The 19,496-nt window shown below is 65.6% G+C and carries 18 protein-coding genes; 6 read left to right on the top strand and 12 right to left on the bottom strand.

Annotated features, from left to right (window positions below; all coding sequences use genetic code 11):
* Window positions 1–59 precede the first annotated feature (59 nt).
* The 3 genes from GRZ55_RS15515 to GRZ55_RS15505 form a co-directional block, all read right to left on the bottom strand.
* On the bottom strand, window positions 60–431 hold the full coding sequence (locus tag GRZ55_RS15515; protein WP_169287851.1) for a DNA-binding response regulator: 372 nt from the start codon (window positions 429–431) through the stop codon (window positions 60–62).
* A gap of 108 nt (window positions 432–539) precedes the next feature.
* The gene (fixJ, locus tag GRZ55_RS15510; RefSeq protein ID WP_169287850.1) at window positions 540–1,151 is read right to left on the bottom strand and encodes a response regulator FixJ; all 612 of its coding nucleotides are present in this window, start codon (window positions 1,149–1,151) and stop codon (window positions 540–542) included.
* Window positions 1,148–2,596, bottom strand: a complete 1,449-nt coding sequence (locus GRZ55_RS15505) for a PAS domain S-box protein (protein ID WP_368856631.1) — start codon at window positions 2,594–2,596, stop codon at window positions 1,148–1,150. The genes fixJ and GRZ55_RS15505 overlap by 4 nt, the downstream gene beginning before the upstream one ends.
* A 226-nt stretch (window positions 2,597–2,822) precedes the next feature.
* On the opposite strand from GRZ55_RS15505, the gene GRZ55_RS15500 reads away from it, so the two are divergent.
* The 5 genes from GRZ55_RS15500 to GRZ55_RS15480 all read left to right on the top strand — a co-directional run bounded on the left by GRZ55_RS15500 (window position 2,823) and on the right by GRZ55_RS15480 (window position 9,127).
* Complete coding sequence (locus GRZ55_RS15500) at window positions 2,823–3,578, top strand: SDR family NAD(P)-dependent oxidoreductase (protein ID WP_210257365.1); 756 nt, start codon at window positions 2,823–2,825, stop codon at window positions 3,576–3,578.
* Window positions 3,579–3,594: 16 nt separating this feature from the next.
* Window positions 3,595–6,315 (top strand): HAD-IC family P-type ATPase, encoded by a 2,721-nt coding sequence (locus GRZ55_RS15495; RefSeq protein WP_210257364.1) that lies wholly within the window; start codon window positions 3,595–3,597, stop codon window positions 6,313–6,315.
* On the top strand, window positions 6,312–7,175 hold the full coding sequence (locus GRZ55_RS15490; protein WP_169287847.1) for a universal stress protein: 864 nt from the start codon (window positions 6,312–6,314) through the stop codon (window positions 7,173–7,175). The genes GRZ55_RS15495 and GRZ55_RS15490 overlap by 4 nt, the downstream gene beginning before the upstream one ends.
* A 65-nt stretch (window positions 7,176–7,240) precedes the next feature.
* A complete protein-coding gene (locus GRZ55_RS15485; RefSeq protein ID WP_169287846.1) occupies window positions 7,241–7,615 on the top strand; it encodes a hypothetical protein in 375 nt (124 codons plus the stop codon).
* Window positions 7,616–7,774: 159 nt separating this feature from the next.
* The gene (locus tag GRZ55_RS15480) at window positions 7,775–9,127 is read left to right on the top strand and encodes a dicarboxylate/amino acid:cation symporter (RefSeq protein WP_169287845.1); all 1,353 of its coding nucleotides are present in this window, start codon (window positions 7,775–7,777) and stop codon (window positions 9,125–9,127) included.
* Window positions 9,128–9,148: 21 nt separating this feature from the next.
* Here GRZ55_RS15480 and ccoS read toward each other — a convergent pair whose 3' ends face one another.
* From ccoS to ccoN, 8 genes are all read right to left on the bottom strand, one after another.
* Window positions 9,149–9,298, bottom strand: coding sequence for a cbb3-type cytochrome oxidase assembly protein CcoS (ccoS, locus tag GRZ55_RS15475; protein ID WP_169287844.1), 150 nt, complete (start codon window positions 9,296–9,298; stop codon window positions 9,149–9,151).
* Window positions 9,295–11,571: a heavy metal translocating P-type ATPase gene (locus tag GRZ55_RS15470; protein ID WP_169287843.1), complete on the bottom strand. Its 2,277-nt coding sequence runs from the start codon at window positions 11,569–11,571 to the stop codon at window positions 9,295–9,297. Before GRZ55_RS15470 ends, ccoS begins: the two co-directional genes overlap by 4 nt.
* A complete protein-coding gene (locus GRZ55_RS15465) occupies window positions 11,568–12,068 on the bottom strand; it encodes a FixH family protein (protein ID WP_246734787.1) in 501 nt (166 codons plus the stop codon). The genes GRZ55_RS15470 and GRZ55_RS15465 overlap by 4 nt, the downstream gene beginning before the upstream one ends.
* The gene (gene ccoG / locus GRZ55_RS15460) at window positions 12,065–13,624 is read right to left on the bottom strand and encodes a cytochrome c oxidase accessory protein CcoG (protein ID WP_169287842.1); all 1,560 of its coding nucleotides are present in this window, start codon (window positions 13,622–13,624) and stop codon (window positions 12,065–12,067) included. The genes GRZ55_RS15465 and ccoG overlap by 4 nt, the downstream gene beginning before the upstream one ends.
* A 183-nt stretch (window positions 13,625–13,807) precedes the next feature.
* The gene (ccoP, locus tag GRZ55_RS15455; protein WP_169287841.1) at window positions 13,808–14,680 is read right to left on the bottom strand and encodes a cytochrome-c oxidase, cbb3-type subunit III; all 873 of its coding nucleotides are present in this window, start codon (window positions 14,678–14,680) and stop codon (window positions 13,808–13,810) included.
* A gap of 2 nt (window positions 14,681–14,682) precedes the next feature.
* Entirely contained in the window at window positions 14,683–14,832 is a 150-nt protein-coding gene (locus GRZ55_RS15450; RefSeq protein ID WP_169287840.1) for a cbb3-type cytochrome c oxidase subunit 3, read from the bottom strand.
* Between the two features lie 11 nt (window positions 14,833–14,843).
* Window positions 14,844–15,572 (bottom strand): cytochrome-c oxidase, cbb3-type subunit II, encoded by a 729-nt coding sequence (ccoO, locus tag GRZ55_RS15445; protein WP_169287839.1) that lies wholly within the window; start codon window positions 15,570–15,572, stop codon window positions 14,844–14,846.
* Window positions 15,573–15,581: 9 nt separating this feature from the next.
* Window positions 15,582–17,213, bottom strand: a complete 1,632-nt coding sequence (ccoN, locus tag GRZ55_RS15440; RefSeq protein ID WP_169287838.1) for a cytochrome-c oxidase, cbb3-type subunit I — start codon at window positions 17,211–17,213, stop codon at window positions 15,582–15,584.
* Window positions 17,214–17,430: 217 nt separating this feature from the next.
* Between ccoN and GRZ55_RS15435 the strand changes: the two genes are divergently transcribed.
* Window positions 17,431–18,048, top strand: a complete 618-nt coding sequence (locus tag GRZ55_RS15435; protein ID WP_169287837.1) for a L,D-transpeptidase — start codon at window positions 17,431–17,433, stop codon at window positions 18,046–18,048.
* A 61-nt stretch (window positions 18,049–18,109) separates the two neighbouring features.
* Here GRZ55_RS15435 and chrA read toward each other — a convergent pair whose 3' ends face one another.
* Window positions 18,110–19,438: a chromate efflux transporter gene (chrA, locus tag GRZ55_RS15430; RefSeq protein ID WP_169287836.1), complete on the bottom strand. Its 1,329-nt coding sequence runs from the start codon at window positions 19,436–19,438 to the stop codon at window positions 18,110–18,112.
* Window positions 19,439–19,496 lie beyond the last annotated feature (58 nt).

The following is a 19,496-nucleotide window of genomic DNA, read 5'->3' as shown; positions in this document are numbered from 1 at the left end:
GTGGAGAGACCTTCGCCGATCCGCCGGGTCACCGATATTCGGTTACCTCCTAAGTAGTTCTACGTAGCCGCCCCCTGCGCCAGGGCCGGCATGGGGATACGGACCGCCAAGGCCCTTTCGACGATGTCGATGAGGGCCTTGCCCAGCAAGGGTTTCTGCACGAGCGCATGTCCCGGACCGGCGGAGGTCTCCTCGACCCTTTCCGCCAGGACGATGACGGGCGACGATTCGATCGACAGCCCGCAATCCCTCGCTTCGGACAGGGCCGCGTCGTCGATGATGATGCAGTCGGCCTGCCGCAATTCGCGCACGGCATCCCGCGCACGCGCGGCGAGCCTCACCTTGAACCCCTCGGCCTCGAGCACGAAGCAGAGCGAAAGGCGCACCGCGTCGTCTGGGGCAATCACGAGGATCTGGCCGGCATCGGACAATTCGGCTCTCCACAAGAAGCGGCGGCGACCAACGTCCACCATGACGTGAAAGATGCGCCGCGCGCGGGAACCACGCCTTGAGTTCGATCAAAGGGACAAAAAGGCCATTCAGTCCGTCTTCGCCGCCATGACCATACGCACGAGTTCGGGCAGATTGCGGGCCTGCATCTTGGCCATGACGTTGGCGCGATGGACCTCGACGGTGCGGGGGCTGATGTCGAGATCATAGGCGATCGTCTTGTTGGGCAGGCCCGCGACGATGCCGGTCATGACCTGCTGCTCGCGTTCGGACAGGCGGGTCATGCGCTCCCGTACGGCGCCTGAATCATGCCCGCCATTCTCCTGCTTGCCGAGTTCTCCGATCGCACGCGCGATAGCCTCAAGCAGCACTTCGTCCTCGAACGGCTTCTCGATGAAATCCAGCGCGCCTGCCTTCATCGCCTCGACCGCCATCGGGACGTCGGCATGACCGGTGATGACGATGGTCGGCAGCATGGCGTCCTGCTCGCGCAGCTTCTTGAGCAGTTCGACGCCGCTCATGTCGGGCATGCGCAGATCCGTCACGAGACAGGCACGATCGAGACCGGAAGCGATGGCGAGGAAAGCGGTCGCCGATTCATGAACGCGCACGGCATGGTCGGACATGGTCAGGAGAAAGGCCAGCGATTTGCGCACCGGCTCTTCGTCGTCGACGATGTGGACGATCACATCTGCGCTCATGTCGGATTCGCCTCTTCGTCGATGGCCGGCATGGTGAAACGGAACGTGGCTCCACCCTGTTCGTTGCGATCCATCACGATCGTGCCGCCATGGGCCTCCACGATGCGCTTGGATATAGAAAGTCCGACGCCCATGCCACCGGGTTTTGTCGTGACAAAGGGCTTGAAGAGCTGCTGGGCGACATCGTCGGTCAGCCCCGGGCCGGTGTCGGCGACTTCGATCTGCACCATCCCTTGCTCCGCCGCAGACGATGTGCGCACGCGCAGCTCGCGGCGCTCGGAATGGCGCATCGCCTCCATCGCGTTGCGCAACAGGTTGATGAGGACCTGCTGGATCTGGACGCGATCCACCAGCACGGTCCGTGCCTCGTCCCCGAACTCGAAAACTGTGCGGATCCCCGCTTCCCGGGAACCGACCAGGGCCAAAGCGGCCGCCTCCTCGACGAGCTGTTTCAGATCTTCCGGCTGCTTTTCGGTCTCTCCCCTTGTGACGAACTCGCGCAGATGCCGGATGATCTGGCCGGCACGCAGGGACTGCCGGGCGGTCTCTTCCAGCGCCTCGCGCATGCGGTTGGCCAAGTCGTCGTCGAAGCGCCTCAGAAGCCGCGTGCAGCCTTGCACGTAATTGGCGATCGCCGACAGCGGCTGGTTGAGCTCATGGGCCAGTGTCGAGGCCATCTCGCCCAGCTCGTTGATGCGCGCCAGCCTGGCGAGTTCGCCCTGCACCTCCTCCAGTCGTGCCTCCGATTCCGCGCGCTCCGTCAGGTCGCGGATGAAGCCGGTGAAGAATACCTGGTCGCCGCTCTTCATCTCGCCCACCGCAAGCTTCATGGGAAAGGTCGAGCCGTCCTTGCGCTGTCCGACGACGACGCGGTCAATCCCGATGATGCGGCGTTCTCCGGTCTGCATGTAGCGGTTCATGTAGGCGTCGTGCTCGCCCCGGTAGGGCTGCGGCATGAGGAGGCTGACATTGCGTCCCGACACCTCTTCCTCCGAATAGCCGAACTGGCGCACGGCGGCCTTGTTGAAGGTCTGGATCACACCCTTTCGATCGATGACGACCGTGGCGTCCGGTACCGTATCGAGAATCGAACGAAGATGCGCCTCTCGCGCCACGAGCTGGGCGGCCGTGCGCCGCGACCGGCGTTCCGCTTTCTGATACCGGGCCCCGCAAAGGGTCAGCAGAACCCCGGCCACCGCTATCGCCAGAAGCTCCGAGGCGGCAATCGGATAGCTGTCGGGCGCAATGAGGGTGCCCCCCACCAGCCCGGCGAGAACAAGCGCCGTCGCCGCCATGCCCGGCGCCCAGCCGCCTTGTGAGCCTGCACCGAGCGCAACGAGGGCGAGCATGAGAGCAACCCAGGTGCTGCCAGTATGATCCACGAGCAGGAACCAGACGACGAGCACCACCAGCGCGCCGGCCGCGGCCAGCGCATAGCCGGCCACCCCCTGCCCCGGACGTTCGTCGTTTGCGATCAGATGGGCCAAGCTTCGCTTCCGCTCTTGCGCTTCCTTCGTGGCGTCCTGCCGAAACAGGCAATGGGGTCCTTGGTCGCGCCTGTCAATCGGCGAAGAGCGTGTGAGGGAGGGCTCGGTTGACCAGCGTCAAGGCGCGCGGCTGCTTGAAATGCGATGGATGGGCAACGAACAGCGACAAAGGCAGGAGCCCGACATGAACAGACAGTTTGATGGCAAGACCGCGATCGTCACGGGCGCGGCATCGGGCATCGGCGCCGCCATCGCCAGGGAACTGGCTTCCGCAGGCGCCACCGTCATCGTATCGGACCTGGATCTGGACAAGGCGCAGGCCGTTTGCGACGAGATCGCCACGCAAGGCGGCAAGGCCCTGGCATTCGCAGCGGACGTTTCGGATGCCGATGCCAGCAGGGCGCTGGTGGATTTCGCGGTGAAGGAAACCGGCGCGTTGCATCTGGCCGTCAACAATGCCGGCATTGGCGGTCCGAGCGAGAAAGCCGGTGACTATCCGCTGGAGGGCTGGCGCAAGGTGATCGACGTCAATCTGAACGGCGTTTTCTACGGCATGCGCTACCAGATACCCGCCATGCTGGAAAAGGGCGGCGGCGCCATCGTCAACATGGCCTCGATCCTCGGGTCCGTTGGCTTCATGAACGCGAGCGCCTATGTGGCCGCCAAGCACGGCGTTGTTGGCCTGACCAAAGCCGCCGCGATGGAATATGCAGCCCAGGGCATCCGCATCAATTCCGTCGGACCCGCCTTCATCAATACGCCGCTTCTGTCGGCCAATCTGGACGAAGAGACGATCGGACAACTCGCCGGCATGCATCCCATCGGCCGTCTCGGTACGGCGGAGGAAGTGTCGGCACTGACTTGCTTCCTGCTTTCCGACCGCGCTAGCTTCATTACCGGCAGTTATCATCTCGTCGATGGTGCCTACACCGCGCAGTGACAGTCAGCAGGGACAGATGAATGACGTGAAGGAGAGCGCCGGTCGGCCGAGTTGGGCCGAACCGGCCGAAAGCGTGCTTGCGCTCACCGGGTCCGACCGCAAGGGGCTGAGCCAGGCCGAGGCACGCCGTCGCCTGGAGGCGGAAGGAGCCAACCGGCTCCCCGAGCCGCCGCGGCGAACCGCGCTGCAGAGGCTGGTGTCCCAGTTCAACAATCTTCTCATTCTCGTGCTGATCGGAGCGGCCGCGATCACGGCGCTGCTCGGCCATTTCATCGATACATTCGTCATTCTTGCCGTGGTGGCGGCCAATACGCTGATCGGCTTCTTCCAGGAGGGCAAGGCCGAGGAAGCGCTGGAAGCGCTGCGCGGCATGCTGGCACCGCGTGCTTCGGTGCTGCGCGACGGGCGCAGAGTCGAGATTGCCGCCGACGAGCTCGTGCGAGGCGACATCGTGCAGCTGGAGGCGGGCGACAAGGTGCCGGCCGACCTGCGGCTTGTCTCGGCTTCCAGCCTGTCAATCGAGGAAGCCATCCTGACCGGCGAATCGGTGCCGACGCGCAAGCAGGTCGATCCGGTAGAGAAGGAGGCGGTGCTCGGCGACCGGCGTTCCATGGCCTATTCCGGAACCATGGTAACGCGCGGCACGGCAGCCGGCGTAGTCGTGGGCACCGGCCCGCACAGCGAGATCGGTCGCATTTCCGGCCTGCTTGCCAATGTCGAGCAGCTGACCACGCCGCTCATCCAGCAGATGGGCGTTTTCGCCCGTTATCTGACGGGCGTCATCCTGGCGATCTCCGCGCTCATCCTGCTGTGGGGAACGCTGCTGCGCGACCAGGATTTTGCCGAGACCTTCATGGTCGTGGTCGGCCTGACGGTCGCAGCCATCCCGGAAGGGCTGCCGGCCGTGCTTACCGTCACTCTCGCCATCGGCGTCCAGACCATGGCCCGGCGCAATGCCATCGTGCGCCGCCTGCCCACCATCGAAACCTTGGGGGCGGTCTCGGTCATCTGTTCCGACAAGACCGGCACGCTCACCCGCAACGAGATGATGGTGACGACACTTCTGACGGCGGAAGGACGTTTCGACGTATCGGGCACGGGATACACGCCCGCGGGCGAGATCAGCCGCGAGGGCGAAACCGTCGATCCCGACGCCACGCCCGCGCTAGCCGACCTCGCTCGGATCGCGGCGCTGTGCAACACGGCGGCGCTGCACGAGGACAGCCACGGCTGGCGGGTCGAAGGCGACCCCATGGAGGGCGCCCTGCTGGCGCTGGCCGCAAAGCTCGGCGTCGGTCATGAGAACCGGGAAGAGCCGGCCGATTCAATTCCCTTCGATGCCGAATATCGCTACATGGCCACGCTGCATGGTGCGGCCGGCGACATGACCGTGGCGCTGGTCAAGGGCGCGCCCGAACGCATCCTGGACATGTGCGGCAGCGAATTGTCCGGGGAAGGGCCACGTCCCCTCGACCGCCGCTACTGGACCGAGAACGCCGAATCCATTGCCAATGACGGCCAGCGGGTCCTGGCGCTCGCGATGAAGGAGCATGCCGGCTCCGGGATCGATCATGACGACATCGCCGAGGGGCTGGTGCTGGTCGGTTTCGTCGGCCTGATCGACCCACCGCGGCCGGAGGCCATCACGGCCGTGGCCGACTGCCAGGCCGCCGGAATCGTGGTCAAGATGATCACCGGCGATCACGCCGGCACGGCCGCTGCAATCGGCCGACAGATCGGGCTGAAACGTACCGGGAAGGTCCTGACCGGGGCCGACATCGAGGCGATGGACGAGGCGTCGCTGGCCAAAATCGTTCTCGACACCGACATCTTCGCCCGTACCAGTCCCGAGCACAAATTGCGGCTCGTGACAGCGCTGCAGAGCCACGGCCATGTCGTCGCCATGACCGGCGACGGGGTCAACGACGCGCCCTCGCTCAAACGGGCCGACGCCGGCATCGCGATGGGACGCAAGGGCAGCGAGGCGACGCGCGAGGCCTCCGACCTGGTCCTGGCGGACGACAATTTCGCCTCCATTGCCGAGGCCGTGCGGCAGGGGCGCACCGTCTACGCAAATCTCAAGAAGGTCGTCACCTTCCTGCTGCCCGTCAATGGCGGCGAGTCGCTCAGCCTGATGATCGCAATCGTCTTCGGTCTCGTGCTGCCCATCACGCCCGCCCAGATCCTGTGGGTCAACATGGTTAGTTCCGTCGCGCTCGCCATGTCGCTCGCCTTCGAAGCGCCCGAGCGCGACATCATGCGCCAGCCGCCGCGCGATCGGACGGCACCGATCCTGTCGCGCTTTCTGGTTTGGCGTGTGGCGCTTGTCTCTGTGCTGTTTTCGATCGGCGTCTTCGGCCAGTTCGCGCTGGCGCGCAGCTTCGGCGACGATATCGAGACCGCCCGCACCATGGCGCTCAACACGCTGGTCGCGATGGAAGTTTTCTATCTCTTCTCCGTGCGTTACCTGCGCGCCGCCTCCATCACCTGGGAAGGGGTCAGGGGCACCCAGCCCGTGCTGATCGCGGTGGCGATCGTTGTCGTGTTGCAGGCTGTCTTCACCTATGTGCCCTTCATGCAGCTCCTGTTCGAGACGCGGCCCCTGTCGCTCGTCCAGCTTGCACAGTGTGCCCTGCCGGGCCTGGTGCTTCTGCTCATCCTCGAAATGGAGAAAATGATCGTCAGCCGGTTCAACCTTGCCGTCGACCACACAAAGATCGCGGAGCCGAACACATGAAGACCATCCTCGTCGCGACCGATTTTTCCGAGCGTTCGGACCGCGCCCTGCGGCGCGCCACGCTGCTGGCAAAGAATGACGAAGCGCGGCTGGTGCTCGTTCATGGCATCGACGACGAGCAGCCCGAACGCCTGGCCGACAGCGCCCGCCGCGAAGCCGAAACGCTGATTGGCGAACTGGCTCATTCGGTGACGACCTTCGACGGTGTCGCCTGCGAGGGGGTGGTGGTCTCCGGCCCGCTGGACGAAGTGGTGGCGACGGCAGCCGAGGATTTTGATGCGGATCTTCTCGTGGTGGGGGCTCACCGGCAGCGCCCGTTCCACGACATCTTTCTCGGCACGACAGTGGACCGCATCCTGCGCCGCAGCCTCAGACCGGTTCTGATGGCCAAGTCCACGCCCGCAGGCCCGCATCACCGAATCCTGTTTGCGACCGACATGAGTCAGGGCTGCACGAACGCGATTCGCACAGCCCGTGACCTGGGGCTACTCGCCGACGCGCGGCTGTCCGTCGTCCATGTCTTCGCCGCGCCCGGGCAGGAGCTCATGCTGCATGCCTCTGCGTCGACGAAGGAGGTGCTCGCCTATGTCGAGAGCGAGCGCTCCAAGGCGGCCAGCAGGCTCTCCGCCTATCTGGGTGATATCGGACTGGAGGCCGACGCGCGCCTTGCCGAACTGGCGGAGGTCTCGACCGCCGGCACCATCGACGACTGCGCCCGCGACATGAAGGCCGACCTGATCGTGATCGGAACCCAGGCACGCTCCACCATCGCCCGCTTCGTGCTCGGCAGCGTCGCCCAGGGCGTGCTGCGGTCGACCGCAAGCGACGTGCTCGTGGTGCCGCCACCCGACGCCGATTGACGGGGATCAAGGGCTTTGGCGGCCAATACGTGCAACTGGAAGATCGAACACGAGGAGATCTTCCCATGAAGCTGCCGCCAAGCATCCGCCACATCCACATGGAACTCGCCCGGGAGAAAGGGCATCCGGGCGGCGAGCGCGATGACGGCTACGACATTCTCGCCCCGCTCGACAGCGAAGGGCGTCTCGACGCCGCCGAGTGGAAATCCCATGCCGCCGCATGCCGCGTGCGCCGTTTCCGCGGCGGCGAGACGGATCGGATCGGGCTGCTGCGCCGAAAGCCGGGCGGAGCCTGGTACTTCGATTACGAAGAAGGCGATGCCGACGACGAACTCGGCTTCCGCTTCAACGACGAGCGTTTCGTCCCCGGCGAATATGTCTCGCTCACGAACGAGGGCGACACGCACACCTACCGAATCGTGTCGGTGGTGAAGCCCTAAGGCGCGATCCAACCCCAACTTTCCGGGGCACGAGCCAGCCAGCGCTGCCGGCGACAGCCACCGGGGCCCTGCCTCCTCGATTTGAGGCGGGGCCAGGCGCCCGCGTTTGCCCTCCGCATCCCTCGACGTTATCAAGCGGCGAACATACGGAGACTGACAATGGCGGCGCCCGGCGGCACGAGCGAAGCGCACGACCCTCAACCGATCCATCTCTACCAGCAGCGTTTCAAGCTGCACGCGTGGATTCGCAGCCGGCTATGGGCGCAGGTGATGGTCGGCATGGCGCTGGGATTTGCCGTCGGCACCATCCTGTCGCCCGATATCGGAATCCTGGATGCCGCGACGGCCGAACTGCTCGGGGCGTGGCTGGCCCTGCCGGGGCAGATTTTCCTCGGCCTGATCGCGATGGTTCTGGTGCCGCTGATCTTCGCCTCCATCGTGGGCGGGCTGAACGGCGCTCAATCCGGCGCGGAGCTCCGCTCCACCGGCTTGAGGCTGGCCGGCTTCATCCTTGCCACGACTTTCGCCGCCGCGTGGATCGGCGTCGCGCTCGCCCGCTGGCTGCAACCCGGCGCATCGGTCCATGGGCTGTCCATGTCGGGCAGTGCGGCGGTTCCTGAGGCTGGCGAGTCGCCTTTCGACGGCGCCCAGGCGCCCGACATCATCGCGGGCATCCTGCCCACCAACCCCACGGCGTCCATCGTGCAGGGCGACCTGCTCGCCGTCGTCGTGCTCGCGGTCCTGGTCGGCATCGCCGCCACCCAGGTCAATCGCGACAAGGTGGCGCCCTTCCTCGCCCTCCTCGACGCCCTGCTCGCCATTGCCATGACCATCGTCAAATGGGCCATGTTCCTGGCCCCGATCGCGGTCTTCGGTCTCATGGCGCAGCTTGTCATGCGGGTCGGGCTGGAGACGGTCGCCGCCATGTCGACCTATGTCGGCACCGTCTTTCTCGGGCTGGCCCTGCTGCTGGTCATCTATCTTGCGATCGCGGCACTGGTCGCCAAAGTGACGCCGATGCGCTTTCTGAAGACGGCGGGCGGCACGCTGCTGCTGGCCTTCTCCACCTCAAGCTCGTCGGCCGTCATGCCGATGACCATCCAGACCGCGCGGCGTCTCGGTGTCCCTGACGCCACCGCCAATCTCGTGGTGCCGCTCGGCGCGACCATGAACATGGCCGGCACCGCGCTTTACCAGTCGGTGGCGATCCTGTTCCTCGCCCAGATGGCCGGCATCGAATTGTCGCTCGGCGAGATCGCCATCATCACCGCGACTCTGGTGGCCTCATCGATCGGCGCGCCGGGCACGCCGGGTGTCAGCATCGCGATCCTGTTGAGCGTGGCGGCCGGTTTCGGCATTCCGACCGCCGGCATGGTCATCATCCTGGGGGTCGACCGCATCCTCGACATGAGCCGCACGGCGGTCAATGTCACCGGCGATCTGGTGGCGAGCATGGTGCTGAGCGGGCGCAAGGTCCGCGACGCGGATGGTTCCAGTCCTGCGGAGCCATAGGCGGACAAGGTCGATCGGCGATCAGACCTCGTCTTCCTCGTCGATGAGGATACGCTCGGCCGCCCCGTCGAGATCGTCATATTGGCCGCTCGACAGCGACCAGATGAAGGCAGCCAGCCCCAGCCCACCGAGAAACAGGGCGATCGGGATCAGGAAGATCAGATTGCTCATTCGGCCGGCTCCAGTCGCAGCCCGCGCGCGGCGGCCTGCGTGGCCTGCGGCTGCGATTCAACGGCATCGACCCGAGCCGGCTTGAGCCGCATGGCGTTGAGCACCACGATGACCGAGGACACCGACATCGCGATCGCCGCCACCAGAGGCGTCACATAGCCGAGCACGGCGATCGGCACCGCGACGACATTGTAGACCGTGGCGATGGCGAAGTTCTGGCGGATCAGCACGCCCGCGCGCCGCGACAGGTCGATCGCCGCAGGCACGGCTGAGAGGTTGTCGCGGAGGAAGACGAGGTCGGCCGCCTGCCGGCCGATATCGGCCGCGTTGGCGGGCGCCATCGAGACGTGGGCCGCTGCGAGCGCCGGCGCGTCGTTGAGCCCGTCGCCAACCATCAGCGGCTTGTGACCGGCAGCCGACAGGGCCTTCAGCCGTTCCGTCTTCGCGCCGGGCAGCATGCCGGCCTCGAATCGCACAATGCCCAACTGCCGCGCCATGGCCGCAACCTCCGCCTCGCGGTCGCCCGAAACGATCTCGGCCGGCAGGCCCGCCCTGGCCAGCGCCGCAACCGCCGCCGCGGCGCCCTCCCGCGGCCTGTCCTCGAAATGGAAGGCAGCGAGAAGCTTTCCGTTGCGCGACAGGACGGTGCCGGCTCCCGCCGGATCTCCGGCTGCACCGGGGAGCGCCCAGTTGGCGCGTCCGAGCCGCACGATTTCGGCGCCGTTCCTCGCCTCGACACCGAGCCCGGGCAGTTCGGCGATGTGCTCGAAGGTCTGCGTCGCGGCATTCCCGGCGGCTTCCGCCAGCGCCAGCGACAGCGGGTGGCGCGAATGGACGGCGAGCGCCGCCGCCAGCGCCAGATCAGCTGGCGCAACCTCGTCCGCATTGACGAGCCTCGGCCTGCCCAATGTCAGCGTGCCGGTCTTGTCGAAGACGACGGTGTCGGCCTCTGCCAGCCGCTCCATGGCCGAGCCGTCCTTGACCATGATGCCCTGCTCGAACAGCCGGCGGGCGGCGATCACCTGCACGATCGGCACGGCCAGGCCGAGCGCGCAGGGGCAGGTGATGATGAGGACGGCAATGGCGATCAGGATGGACCTATGCCAGTCGCCGGTGACCATGACCCAGCCGACCAGCGTGATGAGGGCCACCAGATGCACGACCGGCGCATAAAGCTGCGCCATGCGGTCGGCGATGCGGCGATAGCGGGCACGCCCCCCCTCGGCCGCCTCCATCAGGCGCATCATCTCGGCCAGGAAGGAGTCCCTGGCCGGGGCGGCGGCCTCCAGCGTCAGCGGTCCCGTGAGGTTGAGCGTACCGGCCTGGAGGCGGGCGCCCTCTTCCACCGGCTCGGGCCGGCTCTCGCCGGTCACCAGCGAACGATCGAGATCGGAACGGCCCCTGAGGACCTTCGCATCGACCGGCACCCGCTCGCCGGCTGCGAGCAGGATGGTCATGCCGGGTTCGATCTCTGCGACGGGCAGATAGGCACGGGAGCCATCGGGGGAGACGATCGTCGCGCCCCGCGCCGAAAGCCGGGCGAGGCCCTTGACGGCCACCCGCGCCCGCTCGCGCATCACATGGTCGAGCGTGCGGCCGATCAGGAGGAAGAAGAGAAGCGTGACGGCCGCATCGAAATAGGCGTGCGGGCCGCTGGTCATCGTCTCGTAGAGGCTCATCACATAGGCGGTGATGACACCGATCGAAATCGGCACGTCCATGTTGGAGCGGCCGTGGCGCAGCGCGCCGAGCGCGGAGCGAAAGAAGATGCGGCCCGAATAGACGAGCGCGGGCAGCGCGATCAGCGCCGACACGATGTGAAGGAAGTCCCGTGTCGCCGCATCCGCGCCGGACCAGACGGAAACGGACAGCAGCATGATGTTGGCGGCGGCAAAGCCCGCCACGCCCAGCGCGCGGATCAGTTCCGAAAGCTGCTCGTCCTTGTCGCCGGCACCCGGGTCGAAAAGATGCGCGCGGTAGCCGAGACGCGACAGAGTGGACATGATCGGCGGCGGCGGCGTGCCGTCACGCCAGCTGGCCGACACGCGCTTCGTTGATAGGTTGACGCGGGCGCTTTCCATGCCTTCCAAGTGCTTGAGCGCGCCCTCGATCGTGGCAATGCACGCGCCGCAATGGACGTCCGGGACGGACAGGTCGACCTGTCTCAGCCCGTTGCCCAGCGGCCGGCTGGCCAGGAGCAATTCCTCATCCGACGGCAGCGCCTCGCCCGCCAGTTCCAGCGCAGCTTCCGTGCCGGGCGCGCAGCAGCTCATTGCAGGCTTCCGTTGCGCACGAAGACGCGCTTCATGTCGCGCCACGGCTCGCTCAAACCATGTGTCACGGCACTTATGTCGACGATCCACTGGCCGTCCTCGAGCGGGAGGTCGGCAACGAAGCTCCCTCCGCCTTCCGCCTGGAGCGTAGCCTGGCGATCCTTGGATTCCTGGACCGGTCGACGAAACTCGACGACGATGTCCATGAGCCGCACGCCCTGCCCTTCGCCATTGGTCAGCCGATAGGCGAAGGAACCGTTCGCATAGCTCATCTCGCTGCGCCAGCCGAGCGCGGCCCGCGCGCGGGCGGCGTCGAAATGATCGTTGAACTTCTGGCTCTCGACATAGGAGTTCTGGACCACCAGCCCTGTCCAGCTCCTGTTGGCGAGCGTTGCCATCGTCACGTTCACGGAGATGATGACGCCGAAAAAGGCAACCAGGATCAGGAAGAGATGCTTGCCGGTGAATTCACGCGGGCGCTCGGACATGTCGTTCATCGGTTGGACTCCGGGGCGTGGAAGATGGCGGAATAGCTGGCGGCCTCGGCGCCTTGCCGCTCCGCGACACGGAAGGTGAAGGCGCTGGTTCCGGCGGTCACCAGTTCAGGTGGCATGCGCACGAAAACGCGCAGGTTTCTGAGCCGGTCGGGCTCGAGCATCACGAACACCTCGCGCGATTCCGGCATGTCGAAGCCGCCGAGCAGCATGGTCGCGCCTTCGAGCCCCTCCAGTGACAGCGTCACTGCGCGCGGTTCGGCCACCTTGTTCAGGATCTTGACCGTGTAGCCGTTGCGGATCGAGCCATCGGACAGGAGCACGAATTGCGGATTGCGGTCGTGCTGGACGCTGATTTCCAGGAGGTCGCGTGTGGCGAGCGCGAAGAGGAGCGCGACGCCGACCAGACCCCAGATCGCCAGATAGGCGAATGTGCGCGGACGAATGAGCCGGCGGAGATCGAGACCGCGCGCATCGGGGAGCAGGCGCCCGTCCGAACCGCGCACGCGGGCGGGATCGATGGCGGCCGCACCGCCGCCGGTCGCCAGCGCCATGTTGTGGTTGTAGTCGGCGAGCGTGGCATAGGCGATCAGCCCGCGCTCCTTGCCGGTCTTGTCCATGATGGCGTCGCAGGCATCGATGCACAGCGCGCATGTGATGCATTCCAGCTGCTGGCCGTCGCGGATGTCGATGCCCATCGGGCAAACGGCCACGCAGGCATTGCAATCCACGCAGTCGCCGATGGCGCGGCCCTCGGCAGCAGCCTTCTTCACGCCGCGCGTGCGGGGCTCGCCGCGCCAGTCATTATACGTGACCGTCAGCGAGTTCTCGTCGAGCATCGCCGCCTGGATGCGCGGCCACGGGCACATGTAGATGCAGACCTGCTCGCGCATCAGGCCGCCGAACGTGTAGGTCGTGGCGGTCAGGACGGCGACGGTGATATAGGCGACGGTGGCCGCCTGCCCGGTCAGGAAATCCATCGCGAGCGTCGGCGCGTCGGCGAAATAGAATATCCACGCGCCGCCGGTGGCCACCGCGATCAAGACCCAGATTCCATGCTTGGCAACGCGCTTGACGATCTTGCTGCCCGTCCACGGACCCGCATCGAGCTTCATGCGCGCGTTGCGGTCACCTTCGATCCAGCGTTCCACGACGAGGAAGAGATCCACCCAGACCGTCTGCGGGCAGGTGTAGCCGCACCAGGCGCGGCCAACGGTGGAGGTCACCAGGAACAGGCCGATGCCCGCCATGACCAGAAGGCCCGCGACGATGAAGAACTCCTGCGGCCATATCTCGGCGAAGAAGAAGTAGAAGCGGCGATTGGCGATGTCGACCAGCACTGCCTGGTCAGGCGCATGAGGCCCCCGGTCCCAGCGGATCCAGGGCGTGAGGTAGTAGATGCCGAGCGTGATCAGCATGACCAGCCACTTGAAATTGCGGAAGCTGCCCGAAGCGCGCTTGGGGAATATCTTCTTGCGCGGCGCATAGAGGGGCTGGCGCGTCGCGGCCCGGTTGACGGCTTCCGCGTCGAGGCGTTCGACGTCGCTGGTGTCCAGCATGGCATTCTCCGGGGCGCAGCAGGCGCCTCCCAAGGGGGCTGTTGTCCTTCGACTTGTCGCGCTCCGTGCGGCGGGGAACCTTGATCCGGGTCAAGTCGAGGGCGCTAAAAGCAGGTTCGGCCCGACGTTGCCGCCGGGCCGTTCGCTGAAGTGGGGTAGAGAGACCGCGCCCCCCGGTGCGGCCTATTCGCCCCCGCCAAGCGAATGCACGAAGACGGCGAGCTTTCGCACCGTCACATCTCCCAGCCGATCCGCCCAGCCCGGCATCACGCCGTGGCGTGGCTGGGCGATCTGCGCGGCGATTTCCGCCTCGCTGCCGCCATAGAGCCAGATGGGATTGTTGAGGCTTGGCGCGCCCAGGAGTCGTTCTCCTTCACCGTTGAAGCCATGGCACGCCGCGCAGTAGACCTCAAAGTGCTCCGCGCCGGCCTCGACGAGATCGGGATTTTCCGGCTCGCGCGACAGGCTCGCGACGAAGGCCGCCGTTTCGGCGATCTCCCGCCTGGTCATGACGCCCGCGAAGGCCGGCATCTCCGAGATGCGCGTGTCGAAGTCGGCATGATCGCGCACGCCGTGGGCAATGGTGTGGTGAAGATCCTCGATCGTACCGCCCCAGATCCAGTTGTCGTCATTGAGGTTGGGAAAGCCCTCCGCGCCCTGGGCACCGGTCCCGTGGCACTGGGAGCAGTTGACCCGGTAGGCGGCCGCGCCGCCGGCAATGGCGAAATTGCGCAAGGCGTCGTCGGCCAGAACCTCGTTGAGGTCCAACGAGGCGAGCTGGGCCGTCTGGTCGCTTCGGCTCAGTTGAACCTGTTCCACCTCGCGGTGCAGCTCGGCACGGCTGGAATAGCCCAGCACGCCCTGCGTGGCCGAATTGACGAGCGGCCAGGCCGGGTAGGCGATCGTGTAGCCGATCGACCACACGATGGTCGCGTAGAAGGTCCACAGCCACCAGCGCGGCAGCGGGTTGTTCAGTTCCTTGATGCCATCCCATTCATGGCCGGTCGTCTCGACGCCGGAGATCTCGTCGACCTCCCTCTTGTCCTGGTCGCTCATGATCAGTCTTCCTTGAACGGGATCTGCGAGGCCCTGTCGGCGTGCTTCTTGCTGCCAGGCCTGAAGGCGAAGATGACGACGCCGATGAAGAAGAGGAACAGGGCCAGCAGCGCCCAGCTATCGGCGAAATGGCGCATTGATTCGTAGTCCATCAGGGTGCTCCTCAGCGGAAACCGACATTTTCGTCGTAGGTGGAGAAATCGACCAGCGTGCCGAGCATCTGGAGATAGGCGACGAGCGCGTCCATTTCGGTGACCCGCGACGGATCGCCGTCGAAGGACTCGACGCGCACTTTGGGATAGCGCGACTCAAGGCCTGACGGATCGGCGTCCGGATTGGCCTGCGCCAAGAGATCGCGGCTCGCGTTCTCGATCATCTCATCGTCGTACGGCACGCCGACCGCGCGATTGGCCCGCAGATGGCCGGCCGCGTCCAACTGGAGCGGCGTCGATGCCAGGAAGCCGTAGCTCGGCATGTTGGATTCCGGCACCACGGAGCGCGGATCGATCAGATGCTGAACGTGCCATTCGTTGGAATAGCGTCCGCCGACGCGCGCCAGGTCGGGCCCGGTCCGCTTGGAGCCCCACTGGAAGGGGTGGTCGTACATCGACTCGGCTGCCAGGCTGTAATGGCCGTAACGTTCCACCTCGTCGCGGAAGGGGCGGATCATCTGTGAGTGGCAGGCATAGCAGCCTTCGCGGATGTAGATGTTGCGGCCCGCCAGCTCCAGCGGGGTGTAGGGCCGCATGCCCTCCACCTTCTCGATCGTGTTTTCGAGATAGAAGAGCGGGGCGATCTCGACGATGCCGCCGATGGTGACCACGAGGAAGGAGCCGGCCAGGAGCAGCGTGGCGTTCTTCTCGAGGATCTTGTGCTTTTCCATGAGAGCCATTGCGGCCTCCTATTCGGCTGGCTTCAGCGCGGGCAGGGAGCCGCCGACGGGCGCCTCCTCCCGCACATGGCCGCGTATTGTCATGTAGAGGTTGTAGGCCATGATCAGCGCGCCGATCAGGTAGAGGAAACCGCCAAAAGCGCGCATCACATAGTAGGGATACATGGCCGCCACCGTCTCCGCGAAGGAGTAGACCAAGAAGCCCTGATCGTCGTATTCGCGCCACATGAGGCCCTGCATGATGCCCGACACCCACATCGACGCCGCGTAGATGACGATCCCGAGCGTGGCGGTCCACACGTGGATGCTGACAAGCCGCGTCGAGTAGAGCTTGGCGCGTCCCCACAGCCGCGGGGCCATGTAGTAGAGCGCGGCGAAGGAGATCAGGCCAACCCAGCCAAGCGCGCCGGAATGCACGTGGCCGACGGTCCAGTCCGTGTAGTGCGACAGGGAGTTGACCGCCTTGATCGACATGACGGGACCCTCGAAGGTGGCCATGCCGTAGAAGGCGATGGCGATCACCATCATCTGGATGATCGGGTCGGTCCTGAGCTTGTCCCAGGCGCCGGACAGCGTCATCAGGCCGTTGATCATGCCGCCCCAGGAAGGCATCCACAGCATGATGGAGAACACCATGCCCAGCGTCTGCGCCCAGTCCGGCAGCGCCGTGTAGTGAAGGTGATGGGGTCCTGCCCAGATGTAGAGGAAGATCAGCGCCCAGAAGTGGATGATGGAGAGCCGGTAGGAATAGATCGGCCGGTTCGCCTGCTTGGGCACGAAATAATACATGATGCCGAGGAAGCCGGCGGTGAGGAAAAAGCCGACCGCGTTGTGGCCATACCACCACTGCGTCAGCGCATCCTGCACGCCGGAGAAGGCCGAATAGCTCTTGGTACCCAGGAAGGAGACCGGCATCGACATGTTGTTGACGACATGCAGCATGGCCACGGTGACGATGAAGGCGAGGTAGAACCAGTTCGCCACGTAGATATGGGGCTCCTTGCGCCTCAGGATCGTACCCAGGAAGACGGCGAGATAGGCGACCCAGACGACCGTCAGGAGAATGTCGACATACCATTCGGGCTCGGCATATTCGCGGCTCTGGGTGATGCCCAGGACATAGCCGGACGCGGCCAACAGGATGAAAAGCTGGTACCCCCAGAATACGAACCAGGCGAGATTGCCGCCCCAGAGCCGTGCGTGCGAGGTGCGCTGCACGACCCAGAAGGAGGTGGCCAGAAGCGCGTTGCCGCCAAAGGCGAAAACGACTGCCGAGGTGTGGACGGGACGCACCCGTCCGAAGGTGAACCAAGGCTCGAGATTGAGCTGCGGCCAGGCCAGCTGCGCGGCGATAAGGACGCCCACCACAAGCCCGACGACCGCCCAGAACATGGTCGCGATCACGCCGTAGCGGATCGGCCCGTCCATGTATTCGACCTCGGCATGCACGCTCGAGCGCGCCGGCGTCGCGGGCGCGGGCAGAAAGCTGTGCCGGCGCAAGAGCAGGACGGCGCCGCCGGCCAGCGCGAAGAAGAGCACCCACATGTGGGCCTGGAACAGCGAATCCTGCGACAGCGCCGCCCCTACCAGCGCGAGGAATGCCGCCAGGCTCACGCCGACGATTTCCACCGTGTATTTCATGACTAAATCCCCAGTTGCCTCGGACCCCGAACGAGGGGCGGCCATGGGGCATTTGACAGAGCGCACGTGCGCGCCCCTTGATTTACGTCAAACCGCGCGTCTGTTGGCCCTGGCGGTCGCGGAACTGTTACCGCGAAGCGCTCGACAATTACGTTTCGTTAACCATAAGAAGCGTAGGGATTTGACCGTAGGTCAGGGGATTATACTCGGGGGCGATATGTCGATTACACGCAGGGGATTCATCATAGGATTGCCGCTCTTTGCGGCTGGTTGCGCAACGAGCGGGGCAGACACTTTCGTGACCGCCTATGGTCCGCGCAGGGAAGAGCCTTTTCCGTTGAGCGCCCTGTCGCCCAACGAGGTCAAGCCGGAGCTGCGCCGCCAGCTCGTGGATTACGAGACGCGCCACCCCAAGGGCACGATCGTCGTCGATACACCGGATAAGCGCCTTTACTACGTGATGGGCGATGGCAAGGCGATGCGCTACGGAGTCGGCGTCGGCCGTGCCGGACTGGCCCTGCGCGGCAATGCCTATGTCGGCCGCAAGGCGGAATGGCCGCGCTGGACCCCGACCGACAACATGATGGCGCGCGACCCGATCAACCGGCAATATGCCGGCGGTGTCCCCGGCGGCCTCAACAACCCGCTGGGCGCGCGTGCGCTCTATCTCTACCGCGACGGCCGCGACACCATGTTCCGCATCCACGGCACCAACCAGCCGCAATCGATCGGCCATGCCATGTCGAGCGGCTGCATCCGGATGCTCAATCACGACGTGATCGACCTGCACGAACGCGTGCCCACCGGCGCCCGCGTCGTCGTCATGCAGGCCTGAGGCACGCCAGCGTCTTCGCGGCGGCAGGCCCACGGGCCGCCGCCGGTGCTTGCCGATCGGCTCAGACCAGCAGCATGAAGCCCATGCCGGCAAGAGCCGCTCCGCCCAGCACCAGGAAAAGGTTGAGCTTCAGCACCAAGAGTGCAATTGCCGCCGCCAGTGCGATTGCCGCGGCGGCCGGATCGAAGCTTGCCGGGTCCGGTACCAATACGCGGAGCGGTCCGGCCGCTTCCGCATCGAGCCGTGCAAAGAGCACGTGCAGGCCGAACCAGAACGCCAGATTGGCGATGACGCCGACCACCGCGGCCGTGACCGCCGTCAACGCCGCCGAAAGCCATTTCACGTCGCGCAGTTTCTCGACATAGGGCGCTCCGGCGAAGATCCAGAGAAAACACGGCACGAAGGTGAACCACAGCGCCACCAGCGCGCCGCCAATGCCGCCGGCAAAGGGCTCGAGGCCCGACAGGCGCGCGCCGCCGAGGAAGCCGACAAAAAGCAGGACCAGAATCAAGGGTCCGGGCGTGGTTTCCGCCAGGCCGAGCCCGGTCAGCATCTCGTCCGGGCGCAGCCAGCCATAGACCTCGACTGCCTGCTGGGCGACCCAGGCGAGCACCGCATAGGCACCACCGAAAGTCAGCGCCGCCATGACCGAAAAGAAGCCGGCCTGCAGCGTGAAGACATGCGTCGCCCCGAGCGCGACGAACAGGAGCAGAAGCGGTCCAAGCCAGATGGCGAGCCACAGCGCCGTCGTCGAGACGAAGCGACCAAGGCTCGCCTCGCCCCTGTGCGGCATGGGAGCGGCGGCAGCGGGCACATGTTTGCCGTCCGGGGGCATCATCCAATAGACGGCCGCGCCAATGATGGCCGCCGACAGGATGATGACGGGAAAGGGTATCTGCAGGAAGGCGATGCCGACAAAGGCCACGACGGCGATCGTCACCATGAGGCTGTTCTTCAACGCGCGTTTGGACACCTTGATCAGTGCCTCCAGCACGACGGCCAGCACGGCCGCCTTGAGGCCGAACAGCAGGCCTTCGACGATGGTGACCTGGCCCATTGCCAGATAGAGTGCCGACAGCGCGATGAGCACGGCCGCGCCCGGCAGCACGAAGAGCAGACCCGCGATGAGACCGCCGCGGACGCCATGCATGAGCCAGCCCGCATAGGTGGCCAACTGCATCGCCTCGGGCCCGGGCAGCATCATGCAATAGTTCAATGCGTGCAGGAACCTGGGCTCGTCGAGCCACTTCTTCTCGTCCACCAGGACCCGGTGCATCAGAGCGATCTGGCCCGCCGGCCCGCCAAAGGACAGCAACCCGATCTTGCCGAAGACGCGGAAGAGTTCTCCCAGGGTCGGCGTGTCAGCGGGCTCGGGGGAAACGGTCTGCATGGCGGCTCCGGGCTGTCCGTTCGCTCTATCGGGATGCGGTGGGGATGACAATGTCATC

This window comes from Chelativorans sp. ZYF759, from assembly GCF_012911015.1.
GTDB lineage: Bacteria > Pseudomonadota > Alphaproteobacteria > Rhizobiales > Rhizobiaceae > ZYF759.
Note: the sequence above shows the minus strand (reverse complement) of the source record. Positions and strands in the feature narration are given on the sequence as shown.

Bases quoted from the DNA above. Each gene is read 5' to 3' on its own strand.
- chrA (WP_169287836.1), bottom strand. From the start codon at position 19,438: ATGCAGACCGTTTCCCCCGAGCCCGCTGACACGCCGACCCTGGGAGAA.
- ccoO (WP_169287839.1), bottom strand. From the start codon at position 15,572: ATGGCTCTCATGGAAAAGCACAAGATCCTCGAGAAGAACGCCACGCTG.
- ccoN (WP_169287838.1), bottom strand. From the start codon at position 17,213: ATGAAATACACGGTGGAAATCGTCGGCGTGAGCCTGGCGGCATTCCTC.
- ccoP (WP_169287841.1), bottom strand. From the start codon at position 14,680: ATGAGCGACCAGGACAAGAGGGAGGTCGACGAGATCTCCGGCGTCGAG.
- ccoG (WP_169287842.1), bottom strand. From the start codon at position 13,624: ATGCTGGACACCAGCGACGTCGAACGCCTCGACGCGGAAGCCGTCAAC.
- GRZ55_RS15500 (WP_210257365.1), top strand. From the start codon at position 2,823: ATGAACAGACAGTTTGATGGCAAGACCGCGATCGTCACGGGCGCGGCA.
- GRZ55_RS15490 (WP_169287847.1), top strand. From the start codon at position 6,312: ATGAAGACCATCCTCGTCGCGACCGATTTTTCCGAGCGTTCGGACCGC.
- GRZ55_RS15465 (WP_246734787.1), bottom strand. From the start codon at position 12,068: ATGAACGACATGTCCGAGCGCCCGCGTGAATTCACCGGCAAGCATCTC.
- GRZ55_RS15480 (WP_169287845.1), top strand. From the start codon at position 7,775: ATGGCGGCGCCCGGCGGCACGAGCGAAGCGCACGACCCTCAACCGATC.
- GRZ55_RS15450 (WP_169287840.1), bottom strand. From the start codon at position 14,832: ATGGACTACGAATCAATGCGCCATTTCGCCGATAGCTGGGCGCTGCTG.
- GRZ55_RS15485 (WP_169287846.1), top strand. From the start codon at position 7,241: ATGAAGCTGCCGCCAAGCATCCGCCACATCCACATGGAACTCGCCCGG.
- fixJ (WP_169287850.1), bottom strand. From the start codon at position 1,151: ATGAGCGCAGATGTGATCGTCCACATCGTCGACGACGAAGAGCCGGTG.
- GRZ55_RS15495 (WP_210257364.1), top strand. From the start codon at position 3,595: ATGAATGACGTGAAGGAGAGCGCCGGTCGGCCGAGTTGGGCCGAACCG.
- GRZ55_RS15470 (WP_169287843.1), bottom strand. From the start codon at position 11,571: ATGAGCTGCTGCGCGCCCGGCACGGAAGCTGCGCTGGAACTGGCGGGC.
- ccoS (WP_169287844.1), bottom strand. From the start codon at position 9,298: ATGAGCAATCTGATCTTCCTGATCCCGATCGCCCTGTTTCTCGGTGGG.
- GRZ55_RS15435 (WP_169287837.1), top strand. From the start codon at position 17,431: ATGTCGATTACACGCAGGGGATTCATCATAGGATTGCCGCTCTTTGCG.